Origin of the sequence: Halobacillus amylolyticus (genome assembly GCF_022921115.1) — a bacterium.
In the GTDB taxonomy this organism is placed as follows: domain Bacteria; phylum Bacillota; class Bacilli; order Bacillales; family Halobacillaceae; genus Halobacillus_A; species Halobacillus_A amylolyticus.
In genome coordinates, this window is sequence record NZ_CP095075.1 from 1,341,098 (window position 1) to 1,356,360 (window position 15,263).

At 40.2% G+C, this 15,263-nt stretch carries 18 protein-coding genes; 11 read left to right on the forward strand and 7 right to left on the reverse strand.

Annotated elements, in window-relative coordinates; translation table 11 throughout:
* Positions 1-43: 43 nt before the first annotated feature.
* Positions 44-238, reverse strand: a complete 195-nt coding sequence (locus tag MUO15_RS07060; protein ID WP_318036202.1) for an AzlD domain-containing protein — start codon at positions 236-238, stop codon at positions 44-46.
* A complete protein-coding gene (locus MUO15_RS07065) occupies positions 235-975 on the reverse strand; it encodes an AzlC family ABC transporter permease (RefSeq protein WP_245034729.1) in 741 nt (246 codons plus the stop codon). Before MUO15_RS07065 ends, MUO15_RS07060 begins: the two co-directional genes overlap by 4 nt.
* Before the next feature lie 397 nt (positions 976-1,372).
* On the opposite strand from MUO15_RS07065, the gene nhaC reads away from it, so the two are divergent.
* A complete protein-coding gene (gene nhaC / locus MUO15_RS07070; RefSeq protein ID WP_245034731.1) occupies positions 1,373-2,782 on the forward strand; it encodes a Na+/H+ antiporter NhaC in 1,410 nt (469 codons plus the stop codon).
* 33 nt (positions 2,783-2,815) lie between these two features.
* Here nhaC and MUO15_RS07075 read toward each other — a convergent pair whose 3' ends face one another.
* Positions 2,816-3,340, reverse strand: coding sequence for a GNAT family N-acetyltransferase (locus MUO15_RS07075; protein ID WP_245034733.1), 525 nt, complete (start codon positions 3,338-3,340; stop codon positions 2,816-2,818).
* Between the two features lie 79 nt (positions 3,341-3,419).
* Here MUO15_RS07075 and MUO15_RS07080 point away from each other — a divergent pair, with 79 nt between their 5' ends.
* Positions 3,420-4,250, forward strand: coding sequence for an MBL fold metallo-hydrolase (locus MUO15_RS07080; protein WP_245034735.1), 831 nt, complete (start codon positions 3,420-3,422; stop codon positions 4,248-4,250).
* A gap of 12 nt (positions 4,251-4,262) precedes the next feature.
* Here the strand turns inward: MUO15_RS07080 and MUO15_RS07085 are convergent, their stop codons facing one another.
* Positions 4,263-5,030, reverse strand: a complete 768-nt coding sequence (locus tag MUO15_RS07085; protein ID WP_245035888.1) for a cobalamin-binding protein — start codon at positions 5,028-5,030, stop codon at positions 4,263-4,265.
* 97 nt (positions 5,031-5,127) lie between these two features.
* Here MUO15_RS07085 and MUO15_RS07090 point away from each other — a divergent pair, with 97 nt between their 5' ends.
* The 4 genes from MUO15_RS07090 to MUO15_RS07105 all read left to right on the forward strand — a co-directional run bounded on the left by MUO15_RS07090 (position 5,128) and on the right by MUO15_RS07105 (position 7,647).
* On the forward strand, positions 5,128-5,934 hold the full coding sequence (locus tag MUO15_RS07090; RefSeq protein ID WP_245034737.1) for an alpha/beta hydrolase: 807 nt from the start codon (positions 5,128-5,130) through the stop codon (positions 5,932-5,934).
* Positions 5,935-5,970: 36 nt separating this feature from the next.
* Entirely contained in the window at positions 5,971-6,822 is an 852-nt protein-coding gene (locus tag MUO15_RS07095; protein WP_245034739.1) for a hypothetical protein, read from the forward strand.
* Positions 6,823-7,009: 187 nt separating this feature from the next.
* Positions 7,010-7,210, forward strand: coding sequence for a cold-shock protein (locus MUO15_RS07100; RefSeq protein ID WP_079529279.1), 201 nt, complete (start codon positions 7,010-7,012; stop codon positions 7,208-7,210).
* Between the two features lie 236 nt (positions 7,211-7,446).
* Complete coding sequence (locus tag MUO15_RS07105) at positions 7,447-7,647, forward strand: cold-shock protein (protein ID WP_079529279.1); 201 nt, start codon at positions 7,447-7,449, stop codon at positions 7,645-7,647.
* 47 nt (positions 7,648-7,694) lie between these two features.
* Here the strand turns inward: MUO15_RS07105 and map are convergent, their stop codons facing one another.
* Positions 7,695-8,444: a type I methionyl aminopeptidase gene (gene map / locus MUO15_RS07110; RefSeq protein ID WP_245034741.1), complete on the reverse strand. Its 750-nt coding sequence runs from the start codon at positions 8,442-8,444 to the stop codon at positions 7,695-7,697.
* A 93-nt stretch (positions 8,445-8,537) separates the two neighbouring features.
* A complete protein-coding gene (locus MUO15_RS07115) occupies positions 8,538-9,092 on the reverse strand; it encodes a sugar O-acetyltransferase (protein ID WP_245034743.1) in 555 nt (184 codons plus the stop codon).
* A 92-nt stretch (positions 9,093-9,184) separates the two neighbouring features.
* On the opposite strand from MUO15_RS07115, the gene MUO15_RS07120 reads away from it, so the two are divergent.
* The 4 genes from MUO15_RS07120 (at position 9,185) to MUO15_RS07135 (ending at position 13,736) form a co-directional block, all read left to right on the forward strand.
* Positions 9,185-9,691 (forward strand): GNAT family N-acetyltransferase, encoded by a 507-nt coding sequence (locus tag MUO15_RS07120; protein ID WP_245034745.1) that lies wholly within the window; start codon positions 9,185-9,187, stop codon positions 9,689-9,691.
* Between the two features lie 57 nt (positions 9,692-9,748).
* A complete protein-coding gene (locus MUO15_RS07125; RefSeq protein WP_245034747.1) occupies positions 9,749-10,471 on the forward strand; it encodes an ABC transporter ATP-binding protein in 723 nt (240 codons plus the stop codon).
* Complete coding sequence (locus tag MUO15_RS07130; RefSeq protein WP_245034749.1) at positions 10,464-12,113, forward strand: putative ABC transporter permease subunit; 1,650 nt, start codon at positions 10,464-10,466, stop codon at positions 12,111-12,113. The genes MUO15_RS07125 and MUO15_RS07130 overlap by 8 nt, the downstream gene beginning before the upstream one ends.
* A 165-nt stretch (positions 12,114-12,278) precedes the next feature.
* Entirely contained in the window at positions 12,279-13,736 is a 1,458-nt protein-coding gene (locus MUO15_RS07135; RefSeq protein ID WP_245034751.1) for a SulP family inorganic anion transporter, read from the forward strand.
* A 108-nt stretch (positions 13,737-13,844) separates the two neighbouring features.
* On the opposite strand, the gene MUO15_RS07140 is transcribed toward MUO15_RS07135, so the two are convergent.
* The gene (locus MUO15_RS07140; protein WP_245034753.1) at positions 13,845-14,123 is read right to left on the reverse strand and encodes a hypothetical protein; all 279 of its coding nucleotides are present in this window, start codon (positions 14,121-14,123) and stop codon (positions 13,845-13,847) included.
* Positions 14,124-14,277: 154 nt separating this feature from the next.
* Between MUO15_RS07140 and MUO15_RS07145 the strand changes: the two genes are divergently transcribed.
* On the forward strand, positions 14,278-15,144 hold the full coding sequence (locus MUO15_RS07145) for a DMT family transporter (RefSeq protein WP_245034755.1): 867 nt from the start codon (positions 14,278-14,280) through the stop codon (positions 15,142-15,144).
* Positions 15,145-15,263: the final 119 nt, after the last annotated feature.

Here is a 15,263-nt window from a genome sequence, read left to right on the forward strand (position 1 = left end):
TTCACATTCAACCATGCTAATAATATGGCAAAGAGTGCGGCTATCACACCAATTTGGGGGCCTCAGGCTTCACACTTATTATCCCCGGAAAAATAAGTGCCCCTAACGCAGCATAAGGGATTGCATTTAACCAGCGATCAACCCATTTTGGAAATTTTGCCTGGTCAATAATGAACGCCGGAAGAAAACGGGGAACCGCCGTCACCACAGCCATTCCAATGATCACCCATATCATCATTTGTCCTCATCCTCCTCATCTGTTAATACCCATACACCACTCAGGCCGCCAATAAGCGTACCTAGAACGATTGCCCAGCCTTGATTCATCCCCCACCACTGACAGAGGAAATTGATGATCATGGCTAAAACTGCGATGATTGCAATGCGATAATGTTTTCTAATTGATGGAATTAACAAACCAATAAACATCGCATATAGCGCAATTCCCATACTCTCACTAAGCCTAGACGGCATCACATCCCCTAATACACCTCCGAGATAGGAGCCTCCTACCCATGAGAAGTAAGCCGTTAAAATTAAGGCAGCATAAAACCATGAACCATTGGCTTCCTTTGTCTCTTTCCGATATAAAGTGGACACTGTGAATGTCTCATCTGTTAAACCTAAGGAAAGTGGAATTTTGGCTTTAAGTGCTATATTCCTCAATCGGTTCATAAAAGATAGACTCATCACAAAATGACGAAAATTCAGCACAAATGTAGCGATAATAATTTCTACTGCCCCCGTCCCGGCAGCAATCATACTTACTGCCAGAAACTGGGCAGCACCCGCAAATACTAGCACACTCATCAGTGTTAGTTCCATATTAGTCATTCCTGATTGCCCGGCTAATACACCGTATGTTAAGGAGACAGGCAAATACCCTAACATGATAGGAATGCCTGCCATGATACCGCGTCTGATCATATGTAACCGATTTGAACCTTGGGATGCTTCCACTATTTGTAAATCCATTGTTCTATCCCCTGTCTGTAAATTTCCACTATTATACACAATTACGTAGTCAGAATAAAGGTATCTATTTTCCGGATTTGTGGTTCTTGACCCGGATTGAAGATTCTTACTAAACCTGCACTGATTCTGACCAAAGGAGGAAAGATTCTAACTTAAATCACAATGATCCTTCCTAATATAAAAAGATTCTGTCCAAATTCCCAACGATTCTGACAAATCGCTGAAAGATTCTTACCTAATGCCTGCTGGCTTTCATCTATGGCAAGCAGATTCCTGAATATGTTGACATAATCCTTTCTTCTAGCATATAGTATCAATATACTTCACCACTTAAAAGCGTTTAAGTAACACTATATATATTTGCTCCACCGGGAGTAGTTTTTAGGAGGAACCATTAATGCTTCATTTACAACCAAAGCACTTGCCCAAAGTGCCTGAATCAGTCTTCTTACTCATCGGAATTATAGGCATGATCAGCTATTTTATTATTCAGTTACAAAGTGTTCCACACATCCCTATCCTACTAGGTATTATGGTGATGCTTGCATACGGGTTGCTTAAAAAGATGTCCTTCAGCCAGCTGCAAAATGGAATGATTCAAGGAGCGCAAACAGGAATGGCTGCTGTTCTGCTATTTTTTCTCATAGGCATCCTTATTTCAAGCTGGATGGCCAGCGGTACAATCCCTGTGCTCATGGATGCATCCTTTCTCATCGCTGGAGGTCCTTGGTTTTATGCGATAACTTTTACTATAACAGCGGTGGTTGGAATTGCTCTAGGCAGCTCGTTTACAACTGCGGCCACAGTAGGTGTAGCGATGATGGGCGTCGCTCAATCTACTGATATTTCTCTAGCCATAACAGCTGGGGCTGTGGTATCTGGGGCGTTTTTCGGCGATAAGATGTCTCCATTATCTGATACAACTAACTTGGCCTCTACTGTTGTAAAAGTGGATTTATTTGATCATATTAAAAACATGGCATGGACAACAGTTCCCGCTTTTGTCATAAGCTTTATTCTTTTTGCTATTCTGTCGCCTTCACAAAATATGTCAGGCAGAGAATTATCTTCCTTTCAAGAAGGACTAATAGCTTCTAATTTGATGCACTGGAGCTCTTGGATTCCATTGGGTATTCTTGTTATTTTCACCATATGTAAAGTGCCAGCATTTCTTTCACTCACGGTTACCAGCCTAACAGCTACTGGGATTGCTGGGGTCAGAGGCATCCTCCCATGGGGAAATCTATGGGGAATATGGTTCAATGGGTACACGGCTGATACAAGTAACCAGGCTGTAAATGAACTATTAACGAGAGGCGGTATGAATGGAATGTTATTTACGGTCTCTCTTGTGCTCTTAGCATTGGCTTTAGGCGGACTTTTCTTTGTAACAGGAGTCATTCCCGCCATTTTAGCCCGTATCCAACACTCCTTGCGTTCTGCGCGTTCCATTATCGTTTCTACTGCTCTTACTGCCATAGGGGTCAATATCGCAGTAGGGGAGCAATATTTATCTATATTATTAACCGGTGAAGCCTATCAGGATATGTATGAGAAGGCACAGTTAGCTAAAAAGAACTTGTCACGAACACTTGAGGATGCAGGAACAGTCATCAATCCGCTCGTTCCATGGAGTGTTTGCGGTGTTTTCCTATCAGGGGTTCTAGGTGTACCAGTCATTGAGTATCTTCCATTTACTTTTTTCTGCCTGCTCTGCCCTATCCTAACGATTTTATTTGGAATCACTGGAAAAACGTTAACACCTAAATCAGCTGTTAACGAACCATCCTTGAAAAATATTAATTAACCAAAGCAGACCACGCTTAGTGGTCTGCTTCACTTACGTTAAGTTACCCAGGAGAACGTTGAGGTTTTTAAATTTATAGCCAAATAAATTCAACTTTTCACCCGCTAGTTCTATCGTATCTTGATCATATGTTTCAGCACCGAGAGCCTTATAAAATAAAGCTGCCTTGTTTCCTTCGAGCACCCATACAACCATCTGATCAAATGAATGATCAATACATGTACGTACCATCGGTTTGAGAAGCCTCTCTCCTAATCCAATCCTTTGATAATCAGGTAAAATGTAAATCGCATATAATTCCGCAAGTTTTTCTGAAGCTTCCCCTCTCACCACTCCACCATTAGCATATCCTACTGCTTCCCCATTTTCTGTTTCCGCTATATAACTGAACATCTTTGGATCGATAAGCTTCTGTTTCCATTTATTTGTTCGTTCTTGATAGGACATCTGATCCAAAAACGCCTGTGAAACAATTCCTTTATAGGTAGCTCTCCATGTGTCAACACTTATCTTAGCAATCGCTGCTGCATCGTCACGTCCTGCCTTTCTAATTCTCATACTAGCCCTCCCATTCTACACCTTGATATGAATAGAACCGACCATGTAAAAACAAACTATAAGAAAAGGAGCGGTGTTTATGGATAAAGAACAACAGCCTTTAATGGACGATGGCTGGCACATGGCCCATGCAGAGGCTGAACAAGTCTTAGATGATGTAGCCTTTTATAGAACATTAATCGCGAATGTCATTTTCATCGGTAAAGAAGATTCGGAGGACTGGGTGTTAATTGATTGCGGTGTGAATCATTACTCAAAACGAGTTATTGACGCCGCTGAAAAACGATTTGGATCACATCCTCCTAAAGCTGTTATCCTTACCCATGGTCATTTCGATCATATCGGTTCTGCAAAGGAACTTGCTAAGCATTGGAATATTCCGATTTATGCTCATCCGCTTGAAATGCCTTTTATTACAGGGGAAAAGTCGTATCCCGTAGCAAACTCGGCTATAGGAGGAGGATTGTTTTCACTGCTATCCCCCTTTTTCCCAACAGACCCGGTCAATTTAAGCAAATGGGTTCGCCCATTACCTGAAGATGGATCTGTACCGTACCTAGAAGGATGGAGAATTGTCCACACACCTGGACATACCCCCGGACATGTATCGCTCTTCAGGGATCGCGATCGTACATTAGTTTCAGGTGATGCCGTCATTACGGTAAAGCAGGAATCGAGCATGGCGGTGTTTATTCAAAGCCAACATATCCATGGGCCGCCTGCCTATTTCACCCATGATTGGCATGCAGCGGAGCATTCTGTTAAAAAAATTGCCCGCCTGAACCCTAAGACGATTCTCTCTGGGCATGGTCTTCCCATGGAAGGTGAACTCATGCAGGAACAGCTCACACAATTAGCCATGAATTTTAAAGACTATGCTATTCCTCAACACCAAGACAAATTACATTAGCTATTCAACGTTCTAAGTGTTAAGTACCTTGTATAATTTTCGTAAACCTTCGAGTAGTCTTGGACTGGGTCTACAGTATAATGATTCCTCAAGCACATGGATTCTATCTTCTTTGATCGCTTTCATGTCTAACCATCCGGGCCTTTTCTTTAAAAGGTCCGGATTCATTTTTTCTTCCTTTACTCCGACCCAAACCATACAAATATGGTCTGGATCACGTTCTCTTACATCCTCCCAATCGGTTTGGACACTTGCTGCAGGCTCCCCTGCATAGATATTCACCCCGCCGGCTAATTCGCTTATTTCCGTTAACCAATTTCCCTTTCCAGGTGTAAAAATCGGCTTAGGCCACCACTCCCAGTAAAGGCTTGGCTTCCCCCTTATATTTTTACTTCGTTGTCGATACGTTTGGATTTCATTTAAGAACGCGCTGGCTTTCTCTTCCCCTAACTCCTTCATGCCTATGGCAGCACCCACTTTTTCTATATCTGCTGCAATTTCTTCAAGCGTACCTGGGTCCAAAATAATGTAGGGCAGGTTATATTCATTTAAGCCTTCAATATTCTTCTCCATTCCTGGCACACTTAACGACGCAAGTACAAGATCCGGTTGTAATGCAGCTACTTTATCGATATCAATCGATAAATCCGGCCCAAGCTTGGGTAATTGGTTCACTTGTTCAGGAAAATCAGAATAATTGTCGACACCAACCAACATTTCCTCTTTCCCTAAATACGCGACAATTTCAGTGTTACTGGGACAAATCGACACAATTCGAATATGATCACTCCTTTTTTCAGAATCCTCTGATGTTTCATTTTATTCCATTATAGCTTATATTTAGGGTAAGAAAAAAGTTAAGAAAGGGATGAAACAAGTGGCCGCCACATTATTCGATACAGCAAAAGGGATCGTAGAGTATTCATACGAGGGTAACGGCCCGACCATCCTTCTTTTTAAAGGTGGACATTGTACAAGAGATACGGACTTATCTCATAGCAGCTTGACCTATGAAGGCTATTCATTATTAACGATTTCACGGCCTGGCTATGACCATACTGATATATCAACAGGGCGGAGCGCAGAGGAATTTTCCCAAACTGTGATAAAAATACTTGATCATTTAAAAATAAGGAAAACGTCCGTTATTGCGGTATCTTCTGCTGGTCCAACCGGGATCGCATTAGCCGTTCACCATCCTGAAAGAGTAGAAAAGCTAATTATGGAGTCTGCTGTAACAGTACCTTGGGATATTGGCTCTAAAAGAAAGGCAAAAGTGTTATTTGGGCCAAGTGAAAAATTTTTTTGGGGAAGTATAAAAACATTATTACGAGTAGTTCCCGATATGGTCATAAAACAAATGCTTGAAGAACTAACTACAGAAAATGTGGATCATTTCTATGATCAGCTTTCACCAAATGATCGTAGATTTATATTTGATATGCTGACTACTGCTCAATCAGGAAAAGGATTTTCACTTGATATCAACCATGGTGTTGCTGATATGAGTAAGATTCAAGCACCTGTGCTTGGAATGTACTCACACAAGGATAATAGTGTCCCCTATTCACAAGCCCTTCTGCTTAAGTCAACTGTCCCATCATGTGAAATTTATGATGTAAAGTCAGATAGTCATTTAATTTGGATTGCCCGAGTGCCCAAAATGTGTGGAACAAACGATTAGAATTTCTCAATCAATGAAGAATGAAGGAGGAGAAAAGTGGATATCATCAAGATTACCCATTTAAAAGATGAGTTTTTAGCCTTTTACAATCAAGCGGTTACATCAAAGGCACATCCTGATGAACGTTTTAAATTATGGAAGCAGCTCTACGGTTTTTCAGTAACTCAATCAGGAAACCAAGATGACCAGTTGTCTAAGGACATGCTTGATCATGCCTTCCCACAATATGCCTATGCCGTCGATCGTATTGAACATTTTGAGCCGAATCATGAAGAAATTGCAACCTTGCTCGCGGCAGTTAAAGAAGAATTGAATTATTTACCAACTGTACACATGTCCATCGTGTTCTTTGTAGGAAATTTTGAATCAGATCCATTTCTCCAAACAGACGATGTCGACCATATCACTTTGTATTACCCAATTGAGAAAGACTTGAAGCAACTAGATCTAGCCAAGGAATTAGCACGAGCTATCTATTGCCTTAAGTTAGGAGATTCTTCTCCATTTGCTAAGAGTATTGCCCACATCACATTACAGGAAGGGATTGCATTGCATACTGCTGAAAAGGTGAATACATCTTTTGCTCTATCAGTACCCTCCTATTCTTGGATGAATGTATGCAAACAGGAACCAAATCGAATTATGATTAACTTACTTCCTCATATTAAACGAAATGATTATGAGGCTCTCTACTCATTTACAAAAGGACGAGGGGCTTCAGGTTTTTTTAATGAAGCGATTTTTGTCGGCTGGGTAGCTGTGAAACATTTACTTAACCAAGGGAAAACACTGAGTGAGCTTGCCGCCATCCCGGAAGAAAAAGTCACTGCGTTTATAGAACAAACTCTCTATAACGTTCTTGACACCGCCTATTTTGCCCAATCTTAATCATCATTGAAAAAAACTTTGAAAGGGACTTTCCTTTTTTGAAACCATCTGTTATAATTAATTTAATTATTGTTGTTCGATATGATTCATAACAGAGAAGATGCGTCATAACGATACGTCTTGATTGAATATGAAGAGCAAGAATAGTAATACAATGTGGATTTAATCCACGCAGGAGGTATTCTTCATGGTTGAAGGTACAGTTAAATGGTTTAATGCAGAAAAAGGTTTCGGTTTCATCGAGGTAGAAGGTCAAGACGACGTATTCGTTCACTTCTCTGCTATTCAAGAAGAAGGTTTCAAATCTCTTGAAGAAGGTCAAGTTGTAAACTTCGAAATTCAAGAAGGTCAGCGCGGACCACAAGCTGCTAACGTTCAAAAAGCGTAAGCTGTCTTTTAAAAGACTCCCTTTTCGGGAGTCTTTTTTGATTCTTACTCATAATTTCAATTAATTTCTATTATGAGTATCATTTATTTTGTTCATTTGTTATACTAATAGCAGTTATTGTTGTTCGGAAACGATTCATAGAACAGAAGTTGCTTCATAGTAATTTTCGTCTTGATTGTGAAGAGCAAGAATAGTAATACAATGTGGATAAAAGATCCACACAGGAGGTATTTTTCATGGTTGAAGGTACAGTTAAATGGTTTAATGCAGAAAAAGGTTTCGGTTTCATCGAAGTAGAAGGTCAAGACGACGTATTCGTTCACTTTTCTGCTATTCAAGAAGAAGGTTTCAAATCTCTTGAAGAAGGTCAAGTTGTAAACTTCGAAATTCAAGAAGGTCAGCGCGGACCACAAGCTGCTAACGTTCAAAAAGCATAATATAATAAAAAAGCTCCCAAATCGGGAGCTTTTTTTGTTCTTTATTTTTAATCTTGATCTGTTAAAATGAGCGGTCCTTCTTTAGTAATCGCAATGGTATGCTCATATTGGGCGGAGAGAGAACCATCTAATGTACGTGCTGTCCAATTATTCTGATCCATCTTATTTTGATACGTACCGATGTTAATCATCGGTTCAATGGTAATAACCATCCCTTCTTTTAGGCGAGCGCCTTTTCCTGCCTCACCGAAATGTGGAATGTAAGGGTCCTCATGTATCGTTTCGCCAATCCCATGTCCTGTAAAATCACGGACGACAGAATATCCTTCTCCTTCTGCATACGATTGAATAGCATGACCTAAATCACCGATGCGATTGCCAATTTGTGCTTTTTCAATGGCTTTGTATAATGATGTCTTTGTTACATCAAGTAATCTTTCCGCTTGCTCACTAATCTTCCCAACAGGGTGGGTCCAAGCAGAATCAGCTAAAAAGCCATTTAAATTGACAACCATATCTACCGTAACAATGTCTCCTTCTTGAAGTTTTTCCTCCCTAGGAAAACCATGGCAAATTTCATCATTGATGGAGGCACATGTTGTAAATTCATAGCCTTGATACCCTTTTTGCTCACCGGTTGCTCCATGTTTTTCTAAATAACGTTCAACAAAGTTCTCAATCTCCATTGTTGTTTTACCTGGCTTAATAAATTGACGAAGCTCTTTATGCACATTGGCAAGCAGCTTCCCAGCTTCGTGCATCCGTTCTATTTCACGTTTACTTTTTCTTTTAATCATAGCTCCAAACCCTTTCTTCCTATTCTCCTTACATATATGCGTTCACCTTTAAGTATGATAACTGAAAATAGTCACTTCGACTACCTTTGCAGCTTAATCGACTGCTTTTATCACTTTCGCAGGATTTCCTCCGACAAAAACATTTGCTGGTACATCTTTTGTAACAACTGCCCCAGAACCAATGACTACATTATCCCCTATCGTTACTCCAGGATTAATGACAGCACTGCCTCCAATCCATACATCGTCACCAATAAAAACAGGCTTTCCATATTCGAGTCCACTTGCTCGCGTCTCCCTGTCCATAGGATGTGTAGCTGTATAGATTTGTACGTTAGGTCCCATCATTACTCTGTCCCCAACACTAATCTTACAAACGTCAAGAAATACACAGTTAAAATTTGCAAAAAACTGATTCCCCACATAAATATTATAACCATAATCACAATGAAAGGAGGGTTCAATGGAAGCCTCGTCACCCGCACTGCCTAATAAACTTTGTAGCAGCTGGTTTCTATTGTGGGCCTCTGTTACCTTTGATTGATTAAATGAATGGAGAATTTGCCTGGCTCTTGTCCGCTCAAAAACGAGCTCTTCATCCCAAGATTGATATAGTTTTCCCTCTAACATTTTTTCCTTCTCCCTCATCGACTCACCTTCTTAACATAAAAGTTGACTCCCCCCTTTACTTTACCATAAATGTTCGCTACCCTTATTAAAATTAGAGGAGGAATTCGTTTATGATCATTCGTCAACTAGAACCTAAAGACGCCAAAGGTTATCGCGAATTGCGTTTAGAAGCCCTTTTAACAAATCCCGATGCATTTATTACCACCTATGAACAGGAAAAGCAGCGTCCCAATCCAATTGAGTCAACAGCAAACCGATTAGAATCAGATCTTTCGCACACATTTGGGGTTTTTGCAGAGGAAAATATTGTCGGAAGTGTAACTTTAATGAAGGAAACCCAACCTAAGCTTGCACATAAAGCTTCCATACTAGCTATGTATGTCAGTCTGGATTTCAGGGGAAAAGGAGCAGGCGCGGCACTCTTACAAGAAGCTCAACGTTTTGCGAAAGAAATTGAAATTGAAATGCTTCAACTATGTGTAGTTAGCGACAATACAGCAGCTAAAAAATTATACGAGAAAGCTGGTTTTCACGAATATGGTGTGGAACATAAGGCAATTAAACTTCCTGAGCGCTATTTAGACGAGGTGCATATGGTACACTTTATCAAAAACTGAAACGCATTGCTCCTTCATTCGTACTGTATATAGATGGAAATGAAAGGAGCTGTTATTATGATTGAGATTGAACAAGTCACAAAACGATTCCCCGGAAATACAGCCGTAAGAAACCTATCCCTTACGATTCCAGACGGTAAAATATTTGGGTTTCTCGGTCCTAATGGAGCAGGAAAATCTACCACTATTAAAATGATGACAGGCATCCTCCCTGTGGAATCAGGCAGTATTATTATTAATGGATCCGACATTACAAAGCAGCCGATGAAAGCAAAAGAGAAAATTGGTTATGTGCCGGACCGCTCAGATATTTTTTTACGCTTAAAAGGCATTGAATACTTAAACTTCATTGCTGATGTTTACGGTGTACCCACGGATGTCCGCCAAGAGAAAATTGAATATCTCACAAAAAGTTTCAGCATTTATGGGGCGTTAAATGATCATATCCTTACCTATTCTCATGGGATGCGGCAAAAAATTGTCGTATGCGGTGTCTTACTCCATGATCCAGATGTATGGATTCTCGATGAGCCGCTTACCGGCCTTGATCCAAAGTCTTCTTATACCTTAAAGGAAATGATGCGTGAGCACGCAAGCAAAGGAAAAACCGTGTTTTTCTCCACACACGTCCTCGAAGTTGTTGAGCAGCTGTGTGATGAAGTAGCCATTATAAACAATGGTCAGCTTGAGTTTTTAGGAAGTATGCTGGAAATGAAGCAGCAATTCAAAGAGGATGATAACCTGGAGAAGGTCTTCTTGGAGCTGACGCAAAATGGCTAAGACGTTAAAGTTGATTCAAGTTATGGTCAAAATGCAGCTCTCTTTAGCAGGCAAAAGCACGAATGAGAAAGTAGGGTATGTTTTTTTAGCGATCGTAGCGCTTCCTTTTGCTCTCTTCGTTTTGTATATGTTAGATGGCATCATTGGTTCCATGTATGATGTGTTAGCTTCTACTGGAAATGAAAATGTTATTCTTGGCCTGCTATTTGTAATCATCACGTTTCTCTTTATTTTTATTAGTATAGGAACCATACTAAGCTCATTCTACTTCGCAGAAGATGTAGAATCCTTTGTGGCTCTGCCTCTTCAGCCTTATCAAATAATGCTTGGAAAGGCTGCCGTTCCCTTCCTAACGCTATACCTTACAAATTTGCTGCTATTAGCCCCTGCACTCATCATTTACGGCGTACATAGCGGGGCAGGTATCATTTATTACATTTTCGGATTTATTTTATGGCTGCTTACTCCAGTCATTCCATTTGTTCTAACTTCTGTTGTCGTGATGTTCATCATGCGTTTTCTAAACCTATCCAAAAACAAAGATCGCATGAAAATTTTTGCCGGATTACTAACGTTTATTTTTGCAATTGGAATTAATGTTGTTATTCGTTTAAACTCATCAGGTTCAAGTGCTGGTGAAGATCTTGCCCAACTCGTAGCTGAGCAAAACAGTTTATTACAAATGGTCACTAAATTCTTTCCCACCGCTTACTTTAGTTCAATCAGTCTAACAACTCCTACTTCCCTTGCAGGAGTTGGTTACTTTCTCTTAACGTGTGTACTTTGCCTCATCGCCCTCCTATTCATGATGACGACAGGACAAAAGTTATACTTCAAAGGGGTGTTAGGATTATCAGGCGGGGCTAAGAAAAACATCAATCATGTAAAAATGACTAAAAAAATGAAAAAAAGGAATGTGGTATACTCTGGCTGGATCCGCGAGATGAGAATTATGCTGCGTACACCCACCTTTTTCACCCAGATCATCGTACAATCGCTTTTGCTTCCTGTGCTATTCATTGTCATTATTGTGATGGATACAAGCGGCACCTTTGGAAATATAGGTACGATGCTTGAAGCTTTTCAAGGAAAAACAATGATCCTGAGTATGGTTGGATTTACTGTTTTCATATTAGGTGTCAACCCCGCGTCCATATCATCTGTTTCACGAGACGGGAAGAGCTGGTTCAATCACCTTTATATGCCGATACAAGCCGAGACCGTTATGTTAAGCAAGCTCCTGGCTTCTTTTTTCATTAATCTGTTAAGCCTTGTGGTAATTGCTATCATAGCATTTTTCGTTAAAATTCCATTGATGATCGGCATTATTTGGATTTGTCTTTCATTACTTATCAACTGGTTCACTAGCGTAATCGGTACTATTCTCGATTTATATACACCTAATTTAAACTGGACCGATGAACGGGAAATTTTTAAAGGGAGACTGATCGGTGTTCTAGCTTTGATCTTAGAAGTCGCTGTCTTTGGAGCAGTCATTGTCTTACTTTGGAACATTGATGCCATTCAAGGGCTATGGATGACTTCCATGATTCTCTTTGTGACCTTGCTGGTGCTAACCTTAATCAGTAATCAAATCTTGAAGAAAATGATCAACAAATATTTCTATACACTTTCTTCATAATAGTTGAAGGGCTCCCCAATGAGGGGGCATTTTTGATACATTCCCCATAAATCCCCTATAAATAGGACTAGGAAATTCATGAAAACCATGATATAATTTTCTTCGTTCTAATCGGATAAGGCACGAGTGTGATCGTGTCAATTTTTTATGGAAAGAGGTGTAGCATTGAACACTGCTACAATTAAACAACAATGGTTTGGAAACGTAAAAAACGATGTGCTCTCAGGCATAGTTGTCGCTATGGCGCTTATCCCTGAGGCAATCGCTTTCTCTATCATAGCTGGAGTCGACCCCATGGTAGGTTTGTACGCTTCCTTTTGTATCGCTGTCGTCATTGCTTTTATGGGTGGACGTCCAGGGATGATTTCTGCTGCTACTGGGGCAATGGCTTTGCTTATGGTTACATTAGTCAAGGACCATGGACTCGAGTACTTGCTTGCTGCAACGATCCTAACTGGAATCTTGCAATTCCTCTTAGGAGTACTGCGTATCGGCCAGTTTATGAAATTTATCCCGAGGTCCGTTATGATTGGTTTTGTTAACGCCCTTGCGATTTTAATTTTCACGGCGCAGCTCCCGCATTTCGAAGGGGCTAATTGGGTGATGTATGCGATGGTAGCTGGTTCTCTTGCGATCATTTATATTCTTCCAAGGTTTACTAAAGCTGTCCCCGCACCGTTAATCACAATTATCTTAATGACGATCATCACTGCTACTAGTGGTTTATCTTTAAAAACTGTGGGTGATATGGGTGAGCTTTCAAGCACGCTTCCTATCTTTTTAATTCCAGCGATCCCACTAACTTTTGAAACATTACAAATTATATTTCCGATCTCTCTTGCCTTAGCATTCGTAGGTTTGCTCGAGTCGTTACTCACATCACAAATTGTTGATGATATGACAGATACTGTGAGTGATAAGAACAAAGAAGCTCGCGGCCAGGGAATTGCTAATATTACGTCAGGATTTTTCGGGGGAATGGCGGGCTGTGCCATGATAGGACAATCCGTTATCAACGTTTCTTCAGGTGGACGTGGTCGCTTATCCACTTTAGTCGCAGGGGTATTTCTCATGCTGCTGATTATTTCTTTTAACGATATACTCGTTCAAATTCCAATGGCTGTCCTTGTTGGTGTGATGTTCATGGTTTCGATCGGAACATTTGACTGGAGTTCTTTAACGAAGTTTCACAAAAACCCGATCTCAGATTCTGTCGTTATGGTCGTTACCGTGGTTGCTGTTGTGGTGACCCACAACTTATCTATTGGTGTGTTAGCCGGGGTGATTTTAAGTGCCATCTTCTTCGTGGCAAAAATCTCTAAAGTTCACGTCGAGGAGAAACTAGAAGCTGAAACAAAGACTTATTTTGTAAGCGGGCAAGTTTTCTTCGCTTCCGTTGAGAGCTTACTGGCACAGGTAGATCTTAATGTAGATGCAAAAGAAGTACACATTGACTTTACCCATGCTCATGTGTGGGATGATTCAGCTGTAGCCGCGATCGATAAACTCGTTACAAAACTCGAGGAAAATGATAAATCGGTCAAAATTGGCGGACTTAATCAAGCCAGTTCCCAACTTGTCAATCGATTAGCTGCCTACCAAAATAAAGCTAAAGCTTCATAGGTACATGAAAAAGCTGTCTCATCAGGTCCCAACTGGGCGACCTTGATGAGGCAGCTTTTTTAACATGGAAAATCGCAACTGAATTTTACTTATCGGAAAAGTTACCGATCATTTTACCTGCACTTTTTTATACTCTGCCATCCATAGTTCAGGTGAACCTTTTACCTTAAAGGAATACACCCCCCTTATGGTATGCAAATAAAAAAAACCATACGTTCCTGAAAGTGCTCGGTATGACACATCGTGAACATCTTCAATCATAAAACGCGCTGACGGGGTCACAACTTGGTCGTTATACAATTCTATATGAGACTCTTCTTCAAGATAATGCTGTTGATTATCTTTAATAACTCGTTTCGTTGTAAACACAGGATGGGAACAAATCAAATGGTCGCCTTCCTCTCCTTGCCTAACTTTTGCACTTATCTTATATTCCCCATTTTAATGCAATCAAACCCGAAACACTTTCTTTCTCAACATAGTTGTATTAGGATAATATAGGTGATTTTACGAATGATAGCAATAATGGAGGGAAAAATGTATGAGTGATCGTAATAAAGGAATTATGTTACTACTTATCTCTGCCTTTGGATTTTCGATGATGGCAGCCCTTGTAAAGTTGTCAGGTGATGTCCCTACTGTTCAAAAAACGTTCATGCGAAATATTGTTTCTGCAGTCATTGCATTTGTGTTAGTCGTCTACAATAAAGAACGAATTTTTGGTAAAAAGGAAAACCAGGTGTTGCTCCTCTCAAGATCTGCACTTGGGACCATCGGGATGGTGTTGTTTTTTTATGCCATTGACCATATGGTGTTATCAGATGCTGAGATGCTGAATAAGTTAAGTCCATTTATATTAATTATTTTTTCAGCTATTTTTCTTAAAGAAAAAGCACGTACTTATCAAATCGTGGCGATTTTAGTGGCGTTTGTCGGAACATTGTTTATTATAAAGCCACAATTTTCTATCGAGCTCCTTCCCTATTTAATCGGAGTACTTTCAGCTGTATTTGCTGCGGGAGCATACACTCTCTTGCGCGTTCTCGGAAGTAAAGAACAGTTTTATACAGTTGTTTTTTACTTTGCATTTTTCACAACAGTTTCTCTGCTCCCTTTTACAATCGCATTCTATGAACCGATGTCGACGAAACAATGGATTTACCTTTTAGGCGCCGGCGGCTTTGCAACAATTGGACAATTTGGCTTAACGATTGCCTATAAATTTGCACCCGCTAGGGAAATTTCGATCTTTTTCTACTCTACGGTCGTGTACACAGCTGCGATTAGTATTATTTTCTTTAACCAGGTGCCTGATTGGATGAGCTTCCTCGGTTACTTTATTATTTTTGGCGCATCCTTATACATGTTTCTTAGGAATAATAAGGAAGCTAAAACTGCTGCAAAATAGGAGCGACTGTAGAGGTACAGTCGCTCCTATTATAAGAAGTTTAGATCAGCGGCAAGAATCAATAATCAAGGTGACTATTCTAAAAATATATGCACGATTTAAAGCCATATATGCATTTT